The 18,784-nt window shown below is 67.4% G+C and carries 17 protein-coding genes; all 17 read left to right on the top strand.

The annotated features are described in order from the left end of the window. The first annotated feature begins 14 nt into the window (after window positions 1-14). From steA to CV023_RS05075, 17 genes are read left to right on the top strand one after another with little or no spacing between them, the layout of a single operon-like run. Entirely contained in the window at window positions 15-1,253 is a 1,239-nt protein-coding gene (gene steA / locus CV023_RS05155; RefSeq protein WP_230744353.1) for a putative cytokinetic ring protein SteA, read from the top strand. Further along, window positions 1,246-2,214 carry a copper transporter gene (locus CV023_RS05150; RefSeq protein ID WP_230744352.1) on the top strand — a complete coding sequence of 323 codons (969 nt, stop codon included), beginning with the start codon at window positions 1,246-1,248 and terminating at the stop codon, window positions 2,212-2,214. The genes steA and CV023_RS05150 overlap by 8 nt, the downstream gene beginning before the upstream one ends. Next, window positions 2,211-3,080, top strand: a complete 870-nt coding sequence (locus CV023_RS05145) for a hypothetical protein (protein ID WP_230744351.1) — start codon at window positions 2,211-2,213, stop codon at window positions 3,078-3,080. The genes CV023_RS05150 and CV023_RS05145 overlap by 4 nt, the downstream gene beginning before the upstream one ends. Beyond that, window positions 3,077-4,849, top strand: a complete 1,773-nt coding sequence (murJ, locus tag CV023_RS05140) for a murein biosynthesis integral membrane protein MurJ (RefSeq protein WP_230744350.1) — start codon at window positions 3,077-3,079, stop codon at window positions 4,847-4,849. Before CV023_RS05145 ends, murJ begins: the two co-directional genes overlap by 4 nt. Then, window positions 4,849-6,114: a glycosyltransferase family 4 protein gene (locus CV023_RS05135; protein WP_230744349.1), complete on the top strand. Its 1,266-nt coding sequence runs from the start codon at window positions 4,849-4,851 to the stop codon at window positions 6,112-6,114. Before murJ ends, CV023_RS05135 begins: the two co-directional genes overlap by 1 nt. Before the next feature lie 33 nt (window positions 6,115-6,147). Further along, window positions 6,148-7,296, top strand: coding sequence for a glycosyltransferase (locus tag CV023_RS18770; RefSeq protein ID WP_269067045.1), 1,149 nt, complete (start codon window positions 6,148-6,150; stop codon window positions 7,294-7,296). Then, window positions 7,293-8,972 (top strand): CTP synthase, encoded by a 1,680-nt coding sequence (locus CV023_RS05125; RefSeq protein ID WP_269067044.1) that lies wholly within the window; start codon window positions 7,293-7,295, stop codon window positions 8,970-8,972. The genes CV023_RS18770 and CV023_RS05125 overlap by 4 nt, the downstream gene beginning before the upstream one ends. A gap of 5 nt (window positions 8,973-8,977) precedes the next feature. Continuing rightward, entirely contained in the window at window positions 8,978-9,676 is a 699-nt protein-coding gene (locus tag CV023_RS05120) for an NUDIX domain-containing protein (RefSeq protein ID WP_230744347.1), read from the top strand. Between the two features lie 9 nt (window positions 9,677-9,685). Further along, window positions 9,686-10,633, top strand: coding sequence for a site-specific tyrosine recombinase XerD (gene xerD, locus CV023_RS05115; RefSeq protein ID WP_230744346.1), 948 nt, complete (start codon window positions 9,686-9,688; stop codon window positions 10,631-10,633). Window positions 10,634-10,672: 39 nt separating this feature from the next. Further along, complete coding sequence (locus tag CV023_RS05110) at window positions 10,673-11,542, top strand: ParA family protein (protein WP_230744345.1); 870 nt, start codon at window positions 10,673-10,675, stop codon at window positions 11,540-11,542. Between the two features lie 17 nt (window positions 11,543-11,559). Further along, window positions 11,560-12,516, top strand: a complete 957-nt coding sequence (locus CV023_RS05105; protein WP_230744344.1) for a segregation and condensation protein A — start codon at window positions 11,560-11,562, stop codon at window positions 12,514-12,516. Next, window positions 12,513-13,166 (top strand): SMC-Scp complex subunit ScpB, encoded by a 654-nt coding sequence (gene scpB / locus CV023_RS05100; RefSeq protein ID WP_230744343.1) that lies wholly within the window; start codon window positions 12,513-12,515, stop codon window positions 13,164-13,166. The genes CV023_RS05105 and scpB overlap by 4 nt, the downstream gene beginning before the upstream one ends. A 43-nt stretch (window positions 13,167-13,209) precedes the next feature. Next, a complete protein-coding gene (locus tag CV023_RS05095; RefSeq protein WP_230744342.1) occupies window positions 13,210-14,070 on the top strand; it encodes a pseudouridine synthase in 861 nt (286 codons plus the stop codon). Next, a complete protein-coding gene (locus CV023_RS05090; RefSeq protein WP_230744341.1) occupies window positions 14,067-15,182 on the top strand; it encodes a prephenate dehydrogenase in 1,116 nt (371 codons plus the stop codon). Before CV023_RS05095 ends, CV023_RS05090 begins: the two co-directional genes overlap by 4 nt. Further along, window positions 15,179-15,838, top strand: a complete 660-nt coding sequence (cmk, locus tag CV023_RS05085) for a (d)CMP kinase (protein WP_230744340.1) — start codon at window positions 15,179-15,181, stop codon at window positions 15,836-15,838. Before CV023_RS05090 ends, cmk begins: the two co-directional genes overlap by 4 nt. Beyond that, window positions 15,835-17,346, top strand: a complete 1,512-nt coding sequence (der, locus tag CV023_RS05080) for a ribosome biogenesis GTPase Der (protein WP_230744339.1) — start codon at window positions 15,835-15,837, stop codon at window positions 17,344-17,346. The genes cmk and der overlap by 4 nt, the downstream gene beginning before the upstream one ends. After that, a complete protein-coding gene (locus CV023_RS05075; protein ID WP_230744338.1) occupies window positions 17,347-18,744 on the top strand; it encodes an AI-2E family transporter in 1,398 nt (465 codons plus the stop codon). The last annotated feature ends 40 nt before the right edge of the window (window positions 18,745-18,784 follow it).

The raw sequence follows: 18,784 nt of genomic DNA, 5'->3' as shown, positions 1-18,784 counted from the left end.
AGAATGGCTGAACCATGAAAGTGCGTAGAACTCGGGAGAACCCCACTGTTCCCACCCGGTCGGGCCCGGCTCCTGCCAAACTCGATCGGCGAACCAAGGACCTCACCAAGCGTCTGAGCGCCGGCGACATCGCGATCATCAAACACGCGGACATCGACCGGATCTCCGCCGAAGCCCTCGTGGCCTGCCGACCCGTCGCGGTCATCAACGCGGACAAATCCATCTCCGGCCGGTACCCGAACCTCGGCCCGGGGATCATCGTCGACGCCGGCATCCCCCTCATCGACGCCACCGGTGCAGAGATCTTCGAGCTGATCGAGGAGAACCAGGAGATCACCGTCGAGGGCGAGGCGGTCCTCCTTAACGGAGAGACCGTGGCCACCGGCATCCGGCAGACCGAGGACTCGATCGCCGCAGACATGCACGAGGCCGAAGCCGGCATGAACTCCGTGCTCGTCGACTTCGTCGACAACACGATCGAGTACATCCGCAAGGACTCCGATCTGCTCTCAGCCGAACTCGTCGTCCCCGAGGTGGCCACGAAGTTCGAAGGCCGACACGTCCTCATCGTCGTCCGCGGCTACCACTACAAAGAGGACCTCGCGATCCTCGCCTCCTACATCCGTGAGTACCGCCCGATCCTCATCGGCGTCGACGGCGGAGCCGATGCGATCATCGAAGCCGGGTACAAACCCGACATGATCGTCGGCGACATGGACTCGGTGTCCGATACGGCCCTGACCTCCGGCGCCGAGATCGTCGTCCACGCCTACCGGGACGGCAACGCCCCGGGCACCGAACGCGTCCATTCCCTCGGCGTCGAATGCGTCGCCTTCGCAGCCTCCGGCACCAGCGAGGACATCGCGATGCTCCTCGCCGACGACAAAGGTGCTGACCTCATCGTGGCCGTGGGCACCCACGACACCGTGATGGAGTTCCTCGACAAGGGACGCAAAGGCATGGCCTCGACCTTCATCACCCGCCTGCGCGTGGGCTCGAAGCTCATCGACGCCAAAGGCGTGTCCCTGCTCTACCGGCAGCGCATCTCGAGCCTGCAACTGAGCGTGCTCATCATCGCCGGCCTCGTCGCCCTCGGCGTGGCCCTGTTCGCGACCTCCGCGGGACAGACCTTCCTCGGGCTCATCGGAGCCCAACTCGACGGCGTCTTCGGGTGGATCGGGTCCCTCTTCGGAGGAGACCCGGCCGCCAGTGCAGAATCCGCCGGCCTCATCCAAGGATTGACCAGTGATTGATTTCCGTTACCACCTCGTCTCCCTCGTCTCGGTGTTCCTCGCCCTGGCCGTCGGCATCGTCCTCGGTGCCGGTCCGCTCAAGGAGCCGATCGGGGAGTCCCTGCAGAGCCAGGTCGACGCCCTGCGCTCCGACCGCGACGACCTGCGCGCGAAGCTCGATGCCGCGGGCGGCAACATCGACAAGCAGAACGACTTCATCACCTCGGCGGCTCCCGAACTCATCGGCGACACCCTCAAGGACCAAGAGGTCGGCATCATCGCCGCCCCCGATGCCGATGCCGAGCAGGTCGAAGAAGTCAGCAACCGGATCAAGGAAGCCGGGGCGACCATCGGCGGCGACGTCGCCTTCGTCGACAACACGCTCAACCTCGAGGACTCCGCAGACTTCCTCTCCACCCTCCGCGACATCGTGCCGAACCTGCCCGAAGACGACTCCACGGCGATCCGGGCGGCACTCGTCATCGCACTGACCGGCAAGGCCTCGATGCTCGAAGACGAGAAGGACCGTGAGGACGCGGAGAAGAACTCCACGAAACTCTACGACGCATTCATCGACTCCGGCCGCCTGCGCACCGACACCGACCACAAGACGACGCAGCTCTTCGCCGTCATCGACGATGAGAACTCGACGCTGGCCGAGGAGACGAAGCCGAGCCCCGAGGCGACCGACGACAAGGCCACCCGCACCCTCGTCACCGACTTCATCAACACCCTGACCTCGGAATCGAAGTCAGTGGTCGTGGCCGGTGACGCCGGATCCGCGCAGAACGGACTCGTCAACGTGCTCCGCACCGAGAAATCACGAGCCTCGACCGTCGACGGACTCGGCCTCGGCGCCGGCCCCGTGATCACGGTCCGTGCCCTGGCCGCCGGGGAGAACGGAAGCCACGGTCACTACGGATTCTCCGACGACGCCGAGGAGATCATGCCGAACAAGACCGATGAGGGAGACGAGAAATGATCCGCTCGATCGTCAGCTCCGCCGTCGCGGGCCTCGCCGGCTATGCGGCGACGAAGGCCGTGCTGTCCTCGAAGCTGGCCCGGCATGAGAAGGTCGTGCGCACCAACCACGCCGGCAACGATGTCTCCCTCGTCGAAGGCCCCGCCGTGACCGCGGGACTCCTCGCCGGCAGCGTGCTCATCGAAGACCCCCGCCAGCGTGCGGCCACCCTGCTGGCCACCGCCGTGGCCGGAGGCCTCGGAGGCGTCGACGACTTCCTCGAATCCGGAGACTCCAAAGGACTGCGCGGACATCTCTCCGCGCTGGCCCGCGGTGAGATCACGACCGGGGCAATCAAGGTCACCGGAATCCCGCTGGCCTCGCTCGCGGCCGCCGCGATCCTGCGCACCGGCACCCGCAAGCACGGACTGCTCGGGCTGAGCCACCAGCCCGAACACGACTCGTGGCTGTCCACGGCCGGCGACATCATCGTCACCGGGGGAGTCATTGCGGGCACCGCGAACCTGTTCAACCTCCTCGACCTGCGACCGGGCCGGGCCCTGAAGGCCGGCCTGCTCACCCTCGCGTTCACCGACCACGAACGCCCCATCTCCTGGGCGCCGTCGGCCGCCATCGCCGGATCCTCTGCGGCCGCCTGGACCTCGGACCTCGACGGGGAGATCATGCTCGGCGACACCGGTGCCAACGCCCTGGGCGCTGCCATCGGCACCGTGCTCTCCGAAACCGCGAGCCCGAAGCAGCGCGCCGCGATCCTCGCCGTGCTCGTCGGTCTCACCCTGCTGTCCGAGAAGGTGTCCTTCACCTCCGTCATCGAGTCCACACCCGGACTGCGCGAGATCGACGCCTTCGGTCGCGAGGTCGTGTGAACAAGCTCGTTCGAGTCTTCGCCTCCGCGGCGCTGCTCGTATCGGTGATCACTCTGATCACCCGGCTCGTCGGGTTCCTGCGGTGGCTGGTGTTCTCACCCTCTGTCGGTGCCGGCACGGTGGGCTCGGCCTACCAGTCGGCCAACCTCGTACCCAACATCCTCTTCGAGGTCGTCGCCGGCGGTGCCCTGGCCGGGGCGGTCATTCCCCTGCTGGCGATTCCGCTGGCCAGGTCAGACAAAGAGACGGCAGGCCGGATCGCCTCGGGACTGCTCACCTGGGCGGTGTCGGTCACCCTGCCGCTGAGCATCATCCTCGCGGTCTTCGCGCATCCGATCGCGGCCCTGCTCACCGGTACCGACCCGCACAAGTCGGCACAGCTCGCGGCGACCGTCGTCTTCCTGCTCATGTTCTCCCCGCAGCTCGTCCTCTACGGCATCGGCGCCGTGCTCACCGGCGTGCTGCAGGCCCACCGGAAGTTCCTCTGGCCCGCCTTCGCCCCACTGCTTTCGAGCCTCGTCGTCATCGGCTGCTATGTGGCCTATTGGCAGGCGGGCGGCACAGACGGGACCTGGCAGACCCATATCGGCTGGCTCGGGTGGGGCACGACGATCGGCGTCGCCGCCCTCGCCCTGCCGCTGGCCCTGCCGATGCGCTCGACCGGCCTGCGGATTCGACCCACCTGGTCCTTCCCTCCGGGGGTTGCCCACCGGGCCCTGCGCCTGGCCGGTGCAGGCATGGCGGCACTGCTGGCTCAGCAGGGGTCCATGCTGGCCACCATCCTCGTCTCGAACCACTCCGGCGGTGAAGGCACCTTCGTCCTCTTCAGCTACATCAACGCCGTCTACCTGCTGCCCTACGGAGTGCTCGCGGTGACCGTCGCCACCGTCACCTTCCCGTCGCTCTCGAGCTGGGTGGGACGGGCCAAGGACCCCGAGGCGACCGAGGCCGACCGTGCTGCAGCGGGCGTGAAGCTGCGTCAGATGACTTCGACGACCACGGCGCTGATCATCACGATCGGATTCCTCGGGGCACTCATCCTCATCACCGCCTCGGGCCCCCTGCAGACCTTCTTCACCGCCATCGACGCAGCCAAGGGGCATCAGGGAGCGCCGTTCGCCTCGATGAGTCAGGCCATCATCGTCATGGCGCTGGCCGTGCCCGGCTGGTCCTTCGTCGCTTGGGGCACACGCGTGTTCTACGCCATGGAGCGCTCCCGCCATTCGGCGACCGCGACGACGGTCGGCTGGGTCCTCGTCATCGTCGGCATGATCCTCGCGATCCTTCTCACCGGAGCCGAGGGCGATGCCGGTCTGACGCTCGTGTCCATCTGCATCGGCTACGCCCTGGGCATGACCGTGGCCGGAATATTCCTGCTCATCTCGATGCGTCGTGTGCTCGGGTCCGCAGGTCTCGCCCGCGTCGGACGCCGCGCAGCGGTCTCGATCGCCGCCGCCGTCCTCGGGTCGGTGGCCGGGGTGCTGGCCTCCCGGTGGCTGGGTTCGATGCTCGACACCGGGGCCTTGGCTGCCGTGGCCAACGGCATCGCCTCTGCCCTGCTCGGCTGCGCGATCTTCGCCGTCATCGTCCTCATCCTCGACCGCGGCTACCTCGGTGAGGTCCGCGGTGTTCTTGCCGGACGTCGAGGCGCAAGCCCGGACAATCCCGTGTCGGCAGGCGCCGGTGCGGTCGGCAGCGCAGCGGGAAGCGGGACGCCCACCTCGAACCGTGAGACTCGACCGTCCGACAGTGAGAGTGAGGATGAGTAATGAGAATCGTCTATGTGATCGGAACCTCCACCGGGGGAGTCGGCACCCATGTGCGGGCTCTGGCCCGCGAACTCGGCGCGGCCGGCCATGAGATCGGGGTCGTCGGCCCCGCCGCCACCGACGCCCACTTCGGCTTCTCCGCCCTGCCCGGGGTCCGCTTCGCCTCCCTCGAGATGGGCACCGGCATCGGGCCCAAGGACGCGATCCTCGTCCGGCGCCTGACCACACTCGTGCGCAGCTTCGACGCCGAGATCGTCCACGCCCACGGCTTCCGCGCCGGACTCATCACCCACCTCGGCCTGCGCAGGCTGAGCCCACGCCCTCTCTTCATCCTCAGCCTCCACAACCAGGCCAGCGGACAAGGCCTGCGCGGACGGGTGGAGACGAGGATCGAAACCCTGCTCGCCCGCGGGGCCGACCTCACCCTCGGCGCCAGCCAGGACCTCGTCGACCGCGCCCGCAAACTCGGCGCCGCCGACGCCCGCTTCCTGCCCGCCGCCGCACCGCAGGTGACGACCATCGACGCCGAGGCGGCCCGCGCCACCCGTGCGGCACTGGCCAGCGAATACGGCTTCGACGAAGGTGCCGTCATCGTCCTCGCCGTCGGCCGAGTCGCCCCGCAGAAGAACTACCCGATGCTCGTCCGCGCACTCGGACACCTCGGGCAGGACCGCCTCGGCGCCGGGAATGACGCGAACCCGGGCCCGGGCACCCGGCGAACTGACGCCGGCAGGGACCGAACCGACCCCGGCACGGACCGAACCGACGCCGGCACCGGCCGAACCGACCCCACGCCCAGCCCGCTCGTCGTCCTGGTGGCGGGAGCCGCGGACGATGCGGTCCTCACCGAGGTCCGCGCGCAGTACGCGGAACTGACAACCACCTCGGCGAGTGTGCCCCTGCACTTCCTGGGACCGCGATCCGACATCGCCGAACTCAACGCCGCCGCCGATGTCTCCGTGCTCACCAGCGTGTGGGAGGCCAGAGCCCTCGTGCTCCAGGAGGCCCTGATCTCCGGGCAGGCGATCGTCGCCACCGCCACCGGCGGCACGCCTGGACTCATCGGGGATGCCGGCATCCTCGTGCCCGCCGATGACGACCGGGCACTGGCATTGGCCCTCGGCGAACTCGCCGCCGACCCCGCCCGCCGCACCGAACTCGGGGCACGCGCCCGGACCGTGGGAGCAGCACTTCCCACCGAGCGGGACGTGGCCGAAGAACTGCTGGGCATATACACGGAACTCACCACGCCCCAGGTAGGGTAGAAGCAGACCCGAACGATTGAAAAGGATGAGGAAATGAGCGAATCCGGCGAGGTCCACCCACTGAGCGCAGACACCAGGATCCTGCATGTGCTCGCCGACACCACAGGCCCGGTCGTCGAAGTGGCGAAACTCGCTGTGCTCGGCCATCTGCGGGCCGGGTTCAAGGTCGCCGTCGCCGCCCACCGGTCGCTGCTGGGCACCTTCGGAGTCCCCGAGGAACTCGCGGACAACTTCCGTGAGATCGAACTCACCGCCCGGCGCAAACTCACGACGGCCGACCCCGGAACCGCGTTCACGCTCCACAAGCACTACCGGCACGTCGACATCGTCCACGCCCACGGCCTGCACGCGGCCACCCTAGCCGGCCTCGCCTTCACGGGACTGCCCGCCCGCCTGCACCCGAAGGTCGTCGCCACGATCGAATCCTTCGACTCCGCGAACGTCATCGACAAGACCGGAGCTGAGATCGTCGGCCGCACCGCCACCGCCATCCTCGGCACCACCGAACCCGTCGTCGACTACTTCGGTGAGAAGGTACCCGTTGTCGAACGCGCCGAACTCGTCCACCCCGACATCGACGTCGACCTGACGGTCCGCACCCCGCGTGCCGAGGTGCGCAAAGACCTCGGCATCGGCGAGGGCACCTGGATGATCGCCAGCCCCATCGCCCTGCGCGACCACACCGCACTGGCCACCGTCCTCGACGCCGCCGACCAGATCAACCAGAAGCGCCCCGACCGCAATGTCGTCACGGTGCTCACCGGCACCGGCAAGGACCGCTCCACGATCGAACGAGCGTTCTCCGACCGCGACGTCATCGTCGCGGCCGCCGGTGACCTCGTCGACGTCGTCGCCGCCGCCGATGTCGTCATCGCCAGCGAGTCGATGACCGGACTGTCCCACGAAGACCTCATGCAGCTGTCCAAGCCCGCGGTCTTCATCGGCAGCGCCCGACGCGCCGGAATCTGGGGCGAGGCCGCCCGCAGCGTCGACCCGGACAACACCGAGGCGCTGCTGCGTGAGATCAATCATCTTCTCGACGATCCCGCCGGTCGCGGCTCGCAGGCCGTGGCCGCGAAGAAGCGGGTCATCGACGTCCAGGACGGGGCGGCGATCTCCGCGACGCTGCTCGATCTCTACGCCGAGGTCGCCGCGACGCCGGAATCGGCCGCCGGACTTTGATAGAATCAAATCCCGTGGTGAATCGAACTGCCCCAGGCGGCACAAACACGGCAAAGCACATCTTCGTCACGGGAGGCGTCGCCTCCTCGTTGGGCAAGGGACTGACGGCCTCGAGCCTCGGCCATCTGCTCACTCAGCGCGGCCTCACGGTGGCCATGCAGAAGCTGGATCCCTACCTCAACGTCGATCCCGGCACGATGAACCCCTTCCAGCACGGTGAGGTCTTCGTCACCGAGGACGGCGCCGAGACCGATCTCGACATCGGCCACTACGAGCGCTTCCTCGACAACGACCTCGACGGGGCGGCCAACGTCACCACCGGCCAGGTCTACTCCTCGGTCATCGCCAAGGAGCGCCGCGGCGCCTACCTGGGAGATACCGTCCAGGTCATCCCGCACATCACCGATGAGATCAAGTCGCGGATGCGGGCCCAGGCCGAACGCCCCGAGGCGGACCGGCCCGATGTCATCATCACCGAGATCGGCGGCACCGTCGGCGACATCGAATCCCAGCCGTTCCTCGAGGCGGCCCGGCAGATCCGTCACGACGTCGGCCGCGACAACGTGTTCTTCATCCACGTCTCCCTCGTGCCCTACCTCGGGCCCTCGGGAGAGCTGAAGACCAAACCCACCCAGCATTCCGTGGCGATGCTGCGCTCGATCGGCATCCAGCCCGATGCGATCGTGCTCCGCTCCGACCGCGAGCTGCCGGACTCGATCCGCGCGAAGATCGCCTCCTCCTGCGATGTCGACACCGAGGCCGTCGTGTCCTGCGTCGACGCCCGCAGCATCTACGACATCCCGAAGGTCCTCCACGACGGCGGCCTCGACGTCTACGTCATCCGCCGCCTCAACCTGCCCTTCCGCGATGTCGACTGGACGAAGTGGGACCGGGTCCTCGAACTCGTCCACAACCCCGCCCATGAGGTCACCATCGGCATCGTCGGCAAATACATCGACCTGCCCGACGCCTACCTGTCAGTGACCGAGGCCCTGCGTCACGGCGGCTTCGCCAACAACGCCCGGGTCAAGGTCGAATGGATCCAGTCCGATGACTGCGACACCCCCGAGGGTGCGGCGAAGGCCCTGGCCGGACTCGACGCGATCTGCGTGCCCGGCGGTTTCGGCATCCGCGGCATCGAGGGCAAGCTGGGTGCGCTCGAATACACCCGCACCCACCAGATCCCGACACTGGGCCTGTGCCTGGGCCTGCAGTGCATGGTCATCGAATACGCACGCAACGTCGCCGGCATCGACGAGGCCTCGTCCTCCGAGTTCGACCCCGACACGCAGGTGCCGGTGATCGCGACCATGGCCGAACAGCTCTCCATCGTCGACGGCGAAGGCGACCTGGGCGGCACCATGCGACTGGGCACCTACGAGGCGAAGCTCGACGACGACAGCGTCGTCGCCGGAGTCTACGGATCCACCGAGATCCAGGAACGCCACCGTCACCGCTACGAGGTCAACAACGCCTACCGCGATGAGCTCGCCGAGGCGGGACTCGTGTTCTCGGGCACCTCACCGAACGGTGAGCTGGTGGAGTTCGTCGAACTTCCGACCGCCGACCACCCGTACTACGTCTCGACTCAGGCTCACCCCGAGCTCAAGTCCCGTCCGACGCGGCCGCACCCGCTCTTCGCCGGCCTCGTCGCCGCAGCCCTGAAGAGGCAGTGAGCGGAGTGGGCGAGCTGCACGACGAGCCGTACACACCGGAGATCACCGACTCCGAGGTGGTCTACCGGGGTGCCGTGTGGAACATCGTCCGCGACACCTTCGACCTGCCGGAGGCCAAAGGGCTCGTCCGCGACCTCATGGCCCACTCCGGTGCCGTGGCCGTGGCCTGTGTGAACGAGAAGAGTGAGATCCTCCTCGTTCAGCAGTACCGTCATCCCGTGCGCGCCCGCCTGTGGGAGGTGCCCGCCGGACTGCTCGACATTCCCGGCGAGGACCCCTTCGACGCGGCGCAGCGCGAACTCGCCGAAGAGGCCGATCTCGTCGCCGCCCGCTGGGAAGTCCTCAGCGACTCCTGCCTGACCCCGGGCGGCAGCAGCGAATCCATCCGCCTCTACCTCGCCCGTGACTTCAGCTTCGTTCCCGAAGCCGAACGCCACGAACGCAGCGAGGAAGAGGCAGGATTCGCCTACCGCTGGGTGAGCATCGACGAGGCGCTCGAAGCCGTCGGAGCCGGGAAGATCACGAACTCCATCGCCCAGCTCGCGATCCTCCAGGTCTCGAGGGTGCTGCAGGCCGAGGCCGCGGGCCAGCCCACGCGCACCCGCGAGGTCGGGTCACCTCGGCGACTCGTCGACGGCCGGGACGACCTGGCCGGCCGTGCCGGGGTCGACGGCCGGGACGACTTGGCCGACCGGGACGACTGAGGGTCCACCGTGGCCCGGCACGGCGCCGAACTCCTTCCCGACCTCCCCGGTGACCTGCGCCCGGGCTTCGAGTCCTATCTGGCCTCCCTGCGCTTCGAACGCGGCCTGTCGCTGAACTCCATCGACGCCTACGCCCGTGACCTCGGCCGTTACGGAACCTGGCTGGGCGAGCAGGGGATCGGCCGCCTCGGCGAGGTCGACCGAGCGCGCATCGAAGCCTTCGCCCTCCACCTCCTCGACTCGGGCCTGGCGGCGCGCACCCGTGCCCGCGCCCTCGTCGCGGTCCGCCGTTTCCACGGTTTCGCGCTCACGGAGAACCTCACGCCCACCGACCCGGCTTCCGAGGTCAGCCCGCCGCAGGAGGGACTGCGTCTGCCCAAGGCACTCTCCCTCGATGACATCGAAGCGCTGCTGGCCACCACGGCCGGTGAGGAACCGGTTCAGATCCGGGCCGCAGCCCTGCTCGAACTCCTCTACGCGACCGGGGCCAGGATCTCCGAGGCCGTGGGCGTCGACCTCGACGACCTCGACTTGGAGACCCAGCTGGTCCGCGTCTACGGCAAGGGCGGGAAGGAACGCATCGTGCCCTTCGGCTCCCATGCGGCGACCGCCCTGGGGGCCTGGGTGACCAGGGTGCGTCCGACCATGGCGGCCAAGGCGAAGGCGAACTCACCGGCCGGGGCACTGTTCCTCAACGCCCGCGGCACCCGGCTCTCACGACAGAGCGCCTGGCAGATCGTCAAGGACGCAGCCGCACACGCCGGACTCGAAGTGGAGGTGTCCCCGCACACCTTCCGACACTCGTTCGCCACGCACCTGCTCGAGGGCGGGGCGGACATCCGCGTGGTCCAGGAACTGCTCGGACACGCCTCGGTGACGACGACGCAGATCTATACGAAGGTCTCCGAGGAGACATTGCGGGAAGTGTACGCGACCTCGCACCCTCGGGCGCGGTAGGGTTGGATCGAAGAGCAACGAAAGGTGGCCATCCGAGTGATGAATACGCAACAGGCGTTGGACATCCCCAATGCGAAGTCCGCTGAAGCACAGGCACAGGACTTTCCCGAACCGGCACCGCTGGATTCGCATGGGCCCGCCCGCATCATCGCGATGGTCAACCAGAAGGGCGGGGTCGGCAAGACCACCTCGTCGATCAACCTCGGCGCCTCTTTGGCCGCCTACGGACGCAAGGTCCTCCTCGTCGATTTCGACCCGCAGGGGGCGCTCTCGGTCGGGCTGGGACTCAACCCCAACGACCTCGAGATCAGCGTCTACAACCTGCTGATGAACCCTCGACTCGACCCGCATGAGGTCATCGTCGACACCGACTTCGACGACATCGACGTCCTCCCGGCAAACATCGACCTCTCGGCCGCCGAGGTCCAGCTCGTGGGTGAAGTCGCCCGCGAACAGGTCCTCGCCCGGGCACTTGCGAAGGTCGCCGACGAATACGATGTCGTGCTCATCGACTGCCAGCCCTCGCTGGGCCTGCTCACCGTCAACGCGCTGACCGCCGCGCACGGAGTGATCATCCCGCTCGAGACCGAGTTCTTCGCCCTCCGCGGAGTCGCCCTCCTCGTCGAGACCATCGAGAAGGTGCAGGACCGCCTCAACCCCTCGCTCGAGATCGACGGGATCCTCGCGACGATGTTCGACTCGCGGACCCTGCACTCGAAGGAGGTCATGTCGCGAGTCACCGAGGCCTTCGACGACAAGGTCTTCAGCACCGTCATCAGCCGCACCGTGAAGTTCCCCGACGCCTCCGTCGCGGCCGAACCGATCACCAGCTTCGCTCCGAAGCACCCCGGCTCCGAGGCCTACCGCAAGCTGGCCAGGGAGCTCATCTCCCGCGGAGGCGCACCCTGAGCGAGACTGTCCTCAGTGTGAACGGGGAGGCCGACGGCGACGGTGCCGTCGGCGAGACCCCGGACTCGAGCGAGTCGGCCGAGACCTCTGCGCAGGGCTTCCAGGTCGAGTTGGAGAACTTCTCCGGCCCCTTCGACCTGCTGCTCGGGCTGATCTCGAAGCGTCGCCTCGACGTCACGGAGATCGCCCTGGCCGAGGTCACCGACGAGTTCATCTCCTACACCACCGAGCTCAAGGACCGGGCGAATCTTGCCGAGATCTCCCAGTTCCTCCTCGTCGCCGCGACCCTGCTCGATCTCAAGGTCGCCCGACTCCTCCCGCACGAAGAGGGGGAGGAAGTGCTCGACCTCGAACTCCTCGAGGCCCGCGACCTCCTCTTCGCCCGTCTCTTGCAGTACAAGGCCTACAAGTCCGTGTCCGGCTACCTTGCCGAGGCGATGGCCGCCGGCTCCATCCGGGCACCCCGGGACGTCGGCCTCGAACCCGAGTTCCAGGACGTGCTGCCACCTCTGCAGCTCAACATCGGCCCCGGTGAGCTGGCCGGCATCTTCGCCACCGTGCTCCAACGCGACCACACCCCGCCGAGCGTGGCCGTCGACCACATCCACCTGCCGCTGGTCAGCGTCTCCGAACAGCGCGGCCACATCCTGTCCCTGCTGCGGGCCGGGGATGTGGACTTCCAGACGCTGCTCGAGACCGCGGAGAACACCCTCGTCGTCGTCGCCCGGTTCCTCGCTCTGCTCGAACTCTTCAAGGTCGGACTCTGCGACTTCGACCAGGAGGAGCCGCTGGGCCCGCTGCTCATCCACCGCACGGAGACCAGCGAGGACGGAGTCGACCTGCGCACCGAAGGCGCATGGAGCGTCGAGGAGGACGAGACGGTCGACGGGCAAGTCGTGGACGAAACGGTCGCGAAGGACATCGTGGACGAAACGGTCGACGGAGACGTCGTGGACGAGAGCGAGGACGAATGATGATCGATGATGAAGTGCTCGCCGGCATCGAAGCCGTGCTGATGATCACCGACACCGCGGTGAGCACCGCGGAGCTCGCCACCGCCCTCGGCCTCGACGAGGACACCGTGGACGAGGCGATCGCGACCCTCAAAGCCGACTACGACGGCGACGAGACTAACCGGCAGCGCGGATTCGAGATCCGCCACGTCGCCGGGGGCTTCCGCATCTTCTCCCGCGGTGACTACCACGAGGTCGTCAAGGACTTCCTCACCTCCGGGCAGAGCGCGAAGCTCTCCCAGGCCGCCCTCGAGACGCTCGCCGTCATCGCCTACCGGCAGCCCATCTCCCGGCCCCGCATCGCCGCGATCCGCGGGGTCAGCGTCGACGGCGTGATCCGGACCCTGCTGCTGCGCGGACTCATCGTCGAAGCCGGGAAGGAAGCGACCACCTCGGCGCTGCTCTACGCCACCACCCCGACCTTCCTCGACACCCTGGGGATGAAGAGCCTCGATGACCTGCCCGAGCTCGCCCCCTACCTGCCCGAGGACGCCGACGTGGCCGAACTCGGCTCGCAAGACACCGAGGTGCTCGCCGCCGTCGACGAGCTCGACGAAGACCTCGAGGACGATCCGGGCAGCCCGGGGCAGCCCTCACTCGCACGAGAATGATGTCGATGTCACGAGTTGCCGTTTGATTTGAGAGAATGGACCTATGAGTCCATACCGTGATCCCCGCGCACCCGGCGGCCGCCAGAACCGTCCGAGCCGAAAACAGCGTGCCAGCACCGCCTCGAAGCCTGCCAAGCAGGCGGGTTCGGGCTCCGGCCAGACATCGGATGCCCATGTCAGCGGGGGTGTGCGCCTGCAGAAGATCCTCGCCGAGGCGGGGCTGGGGTCGCGTCGTGCCTGCGAGCAGCTCATCCTCGACGGACGTGTCGAGGTCGACGGGAGCATCGTCACCGAGCTGGGCACCCGAATCGACCCGGAAACCCAGTCCGTGTACGTGGACACGGTGAGAATCTCGACACAGACCAAGAAGGTCTACCTCGTGCTCAACAAGCCCGCCGGAGTCGTCTCGACCATGAGCGATCCCGAGGGACGACCCTGCCTGGCCGATTACACGCGCAACAACATCGAACGGCTCTTCCACGTCGGACGCCTTGACACCGACACCGAAGGCCTCATCCTGCTCACCAACGACGGGGAGCTGAGCAACCGTCTGGCGCACCCGCGCTACGAGATCCCGAAGACCTACCTCGCGCAGGTCAGGGGACAGCTGGCCAAGGATGCCGGTGCCCGCCTCAAGACGGGAATGGACCTCGAGGACGGCTTCACCAAGGTCGATGAGTTCAAGCTCGTCGATTCGACCCCCGGCCACTCCGTCGTCGAACTCACCCTGCATTCGGGCAAGAACCGGATCGTGCGCCGGCTGATGGAAGAGGTCGGCAACCCCGTCGAACGCCTCGTGCGCACCAGGTTCGGCCCGATCGTCCTCGACGAACAGCGGCAGGGCAAGATCCGCCCGCTGCGCTCCGACGAGGTCGGCGAACTCTTCGAGGCCGTCGGATTGTGAGAGTCCACATCATCGGCACCGGGCTCCTCGGTGCCAGCCTCGGGCTCGCGCTCAGCGCGCAGCAGCACCGGGTCACCCTCGAAGACACCTCACCGACCGCCCAGCAGCTCGCCGCCGACCTCGGCGCCGGGGTGCTGGCGGCCGGGGGAGCGGCCGATCCGGACATCGTCGTCGTCGCGACCCCGCCCGACGTCGCAGCCCGGGTCATCGCCTCGGCGCTGGAGACCTACCCAGAGGCCACGGTCACCGATGTCGCGAGCATCAAGACCCGCCTCCTCGACTCGGTGCGTGCGCTGGTGTCCGAACGCGATCTCGACCGCTACATCGGGTGCCACCCGATGGCCGGCCGGGAACGCTCCGGGGCCATCGCCGCCCGCTCGGACCTGTTCACCGCCCGACCCTGGGTGATCTGCTCGGATGAGAACACTCCGGCCGACCGCCTCGGCGCGGTCATCGCCATGGCCGAGGCCACCGGCGGCTCCGTCATCCACCTCGATCCGCGGATCCACGATGCCGCGGTCGCGAAGGTCTCCCACGTTCCGCAGGTGCTCGCCTCCCTCGTCGCCTCCCAGCTGCGCCACGCGCCGCTCGAGGAGATCTCCCTGGCCGGACAGGGACTGCGCGATGTCACCCGGATCGCCGCTTCGGATCCGCGTCTGTGGACGCAGATCCTCGCCGGCAACGCCGAGGAGATCCGCACGGTGCTGCTCGACCTGCGCACGGAACTCGACGAGGTCATCGGCGCCCTCGAGATCGGCGACGACTCGGGAGATCTGCGACCGGGCGCCACCGGGGTGATCGCGAAGGCGATCGCCATGGGCAACGAAGGTCACGATCGGATTCCGGGCAAGCACGGACAGGCACCGACCGCCTATGCTGTTGTCACGATCCTCATCCCGGACACGCCCGGGAGTCTGGCCAGGCTGTTCAACGACATCGGCGACCTGGGCATCAACGTCGAGGACTTCCGGATGGACCATGCCCCGGGTCGCAGACTCGGCATCGTCGATGTCTCCGTGGTGCCGGCCACCCAGCAGGAGCTGGAAATCGGATTGCTGTCGAAGGGATGGCAGATTCCCGAATCCGCCATCGAGAAAGAAGGAATTGCATGAGCGTCGTAGCCATTGACGGGCCCAGCGGAGTGGGGAAGTCGAGCACCGCCAAGGAGGTGGCCCGCAGGCTTCGCTACCAGTACCTCGACACCGGCGCGATGTACCGGGCGATGGCCTGGCTGTGCCTCAACCGCGGGGTCACTGACCCCGTCGACGTCCTCGAGCAGGTCCGCGGGGTCGACCTCGAGATCTCGACGGACCCTGATGAGTTCTTCGTCTCCGTCGACGGCATCGACGTCAGCGAAGAGATCCGCGAAGCCGAGGTCTCCGAGAACGTGCAGACCGTCTCCGCGGTCGTCGACGCACGTGAAGAGCTCATCGACATGCAGCGCCAGTACATCGCGGCGGCCGGAGACGGCATCGTCGTCGAAGGCCGCGACATCACCACCGTCGTCGCCCCTGACGCGCAGGTGCGCATCCTCATGACCGCCCGCGACGAGGTGCGCGTGGCCCGCCGGGCCAAGGAGCTGCACGGCAATGCCGACGCCGAGGCGATCGCCGCCACCCAATCCCAGGTCACCGGCCGCGACGCCAAGGACTCGGCGACGACGAGCTTCCTCGAAGCCGCCGACGGCGTCTACACACTCGATACCAGCGACATCGACTTCGACCAGGTGGTCGAGACGGTGCTGCAGCTGGTGAAGGACTCACAATGACCGAACCCGAATTCCACGAGAACCCCGACGAGAACCTCGCCGAGCGTCTCGAACACATCAGCGACGAGGAGGCCGAGCAGCGGGCGACCGCGCTCGAGGCCGGACTCGAGAGCTATGAGCTCGAAGACGAGGACCGCGCCCTGCTCGAGGCCCGCGGCTTCGAGTTCGAAGACGAAGAGGTGCTCGGGGCCGCTCCCGTCCTCGCCGTCGTCGGACGCCCGAACGTCGGCAAGTCGACCCTGGTCAACAGGATCCTCGGCCGCCGCGAAGCCGTCGTCGAGGATGTTCCCGGCGTCACCCGCGACCGGGTGAGCTACCGCGCGGAATGGAATCTCAAGGAGTTCACCCTCGTCGACACCGGCGGTTGGGATCAGGACTCGAAGGGTATGGCCTCCCGAATCGCGATCCAGTCGGAGATCGCCGTGGACATGGCAGATGCCGTGGTCCTCGTCGTCGACGCGACGACCGGACCGACCTCGACCGATGAGATGGTCGTGAAGATGCTGCGACGGAAGAAGAAGCCCGTCCTCCTCGCAGCGAACAAGGTCGACGACGAACGCGGCGAACTCATGGCCGCCGAACTCTGGGGACTCGGCCTCGGCCAGCCCTGGACGGTCTCGGCCCTGCACGGTCGGGGAGTGGCCGATCTCCTCGACGAGGTGCTCACGGTTCTGCCCGAGGTCTCCGCCGTCGACACTCGGATCGAAGAGGGCGGCCCGCGTCGCGTGGCTCTCGTCGGACGTCCGAACGTCGGCAAGTCCTCCCTGCTCAACCAGCTGATCGGCTCCGACCGCGTGCTCGTCGACAATGTCGCCGGCACCACCCGTGACCCGGTCGATGAGCTCATCGACCTCGGCGGGAAGCAGTGGCGGTTCGTCGACACCGCAGGAATCCGCAGGCGTGCCCATCAGGCCAGCGGCGCCGATTTCTATGCGGCGCTGCGGACGCAGACCGCGCTGGAACGCGCCGAGGTGGCCCTCGTCCTCCTCGAGGTCCAGGAGCCGCTGAGCGAGCAGGACGTTCGCATCGTCACCACCGCCGCTGAGGCGGGACGTGCGGTCGTGCTCGCCTTCAACAAATGGGACCTGCTCGACGATGAACGTCGCTTCTACCTCGAACGTGAGATCGAACGCGATCTGGGACATGTGGCCTGGGCTCCGCGAGTGAACATCTCCGCGAAGACCGGTCGGCATGCCGAGAAGCTCGTTCCCGCGATGGAGACGGCGCTGGCCAGCTGGGACACGCGCATCCCGACGGGACGACTCAACGCCTTCCTCGGTGAGCTCGTCGCCGCCAATCCGCACCCGGTGCGAGGCGGCAAGCAGCCGCGGATCCTCTTCGGCACCCAGGCGCAGTCGCGTCCGCCGAAGTTCGTGCTCTTCACCACCGGGTTCCTTGATCCCGGCTATCGTCGCTACATCGTCAGGCGTCTGCGTGAGACCTTCGGGTTCAAGGGAACACCCATCGAGGTGTCGATGCGCATCCGGGAGAAGCGGCGAGGACGCTGAATGACCGATGATGCTCGGGACGTGAGGCGGGGATCCGAAGACGATCCCACGCAGGGAGCGGGGGAGACCTCGCAGGAGGAAGTGTCCACGCAGATGCACGGCGATGCGTCAGATGCCCCAGCCTCGGCGGGGGATGACGCTGCCGCCTCGAGCGAGGATTTCTCCTCGGACGATTCGGCGCTCGGTGCCGACTCGAACGTCGGTGTTGCCTCGACCATCGGCGCGGACTCGACTGCCGGTGCCACCTCGAACTCCGGTGCCGCCTCGGCGGGCTCAGCCGAGCAGCACCCGACGGGCGAACGGGCGTGGCATGCGAAGCCGCTGCCGCGGGCACTCATCATCGCACTGACCCTGGCCGGGGTCGCATATGCCCTGATGTTCTTCCGCGGACTCCAGGACATCATCGCCCCCGTGTTCCTGGCCCTGAACTTCTACATAGTCGTCTACCCGCTGCAGAAGTTCCTCACCCGGGTGAAGGTGCCCCGCGCCATCGGCGCCAGCATCTCGGTAGTGCTGGTGCTGTGCATGATCCTCGCGTTCTTCGGCCTCACCGCCTGGTCGGTCGCCGAACTCGTCATCCTCATTCCCAGCTACAGCAACGAACTCGTCACGACCTACCAGAACATGCTCGCGTTCCTCTCCGACATCGGCGTGACCTCCTCGGTGATCGAACAGCAGCTCAGCCAGTTCAACGTCCGCTCGATCATCGACGCCGTCTACCCGCTGCTGACGAACGTGTCGATGGTGGCCGGACTGCTCACGACCGTGGTCATGGCCGTGTTCTTCGTCGCCATGGACTCCTTGGGCATCGACCGGCGGATGCGCATGCTCCTCGACGTCAAACCCGCGTTCTCGACATCATTGGGCGACTTCGCCAGCGGTGTGCGCCGCTACTGGGTCGTGGCCACGATCTTCGGCCTCATCGTCGCATTCCTCGACGTCATCGCCCTGGCGATCATCGACGTGCCGCTGGTGTGGGTGTGGGGCGTGCTCGCATTCCTCACCAACTACATCCCCAACATCGGCTTCGTCATCGGACTGATTCCGCCCGCGCTGCTCGCCCTCGTCGACAGCGGATGGCAGTCGGGACTGTGGGTCATCATCGCCTACAGCGTGCTCAACTTCGTCATCCAAGCGATCATCCAACCGAAGTTCACCGGTGAGTCCGTGGGGGTGACCCCGCTGATCTCGTTTCTCTCGCTGCTGTTCTGGGTGTGGGTCCTCGGCTGGCTGGGTGCGCTCTTGGCGCTTCCGGCCACCCTGCTGCTCAAGGCCCTGCTCGTCGATGCGGACCCACGGGCGAAATGGGTGAACATCCTGCTCGCCTCGGATCCGGAGACGGCACGCGTCGAATCCCAGAAGAGCCTTGTCGAGAGTCGAGCGGGAACATCCCGCTGAGGCCTGACCAGGGACATCTGTCCGAAGGCTGACCAGGGAC

Origin of the sequence: Brevibacterium sp. CCUG 69071 (assembly GCF_021023135.1) — a bacterium.
Taxonomy (GTDB): Bacteria; Actinomycetota; Actinomycetes; order Actinomycetales; family Brevibacteriaceae; genus Brevibacterium.
Note: the sequence above shows the minus strand (reverse complement) of the source record. Positions and strands in the feature narration are given on the sequence as shown.

What these genes read in the sequence shown, in the direction of transcription:
- steA (WP_230744353.1), top strand. Translation starts at nt 15, where the DNA reads ATGAAAGTGCGTAGAACTCGGGAGAACCCCACTGTTCCCACCCGGTCG.
- CV023_RS05145 (WP_230744351.1), top strand. Translation starts at nt 2,211, where the DNA reads ATGATCCGCTCGATCGTCAGCTCCGCCGTCGCGGGCCTCGCCGGCTAT.
- CV023_RS05135 (WP_230744349.1), top strand. Translation starts at nt 4,849, where the DNA reads ATGAGAATCGTCTATGTGATCGGAACCTCCACCGGGGGAGTCGGCACC.
- CV023_RS18770 (WP_269067045.1), top strand. Translation starts at nt 6,148, where the DNA reads ATGAGCGAATCCGGCGAGGTCCACCCACTGAGCGCAGACACCAGGATC.
- CV023_RS05110 (WP_230744345.1), top strand. Translation starts at nt 10,673, where the DNA reads ATGAATACGCAACAGGCGTTGGACATCCCCAATGCGAAGTCCGCTGAA.
- scpB (WP_230744343.1), top strand. Translation starts at nt 12,513, where the DNA reads ATGATGATCGATGATGAAGTGCTCGCCGGCATCGAAGCCGTGCTGATG.
- CV023_RS05095 (WP_230744342.1), top strand. Translation starts at nt 13,210, where the DNA reads ATGAGTCCATACCGTGATCCCCGCGCACCCGGCGGCCGCCAGAACCGT.
- cmk (WP_230744340.1), top strand. Translation starts at nt 15,179, where the DNA reads ATGAGCGTCGTAGCCATTGACGGGCCCAGCGGAGTGGGGAAGTCGAGC.
- der (WP_230744339.1), top strand. Translation starts at nt 15,835, where the DNA reads ATGACCGAACCCGAATTCCACGAGAACCCCGACGAGAACCTCGCCGAG.
- CV023_RS05075 (WP_230744338.1), top strand. Translation starts at nt 17,347, where the DNA reads ATGACCGATGATGCTCGGGACGTGAGGCGGGGATCCGAAGACGATCCC.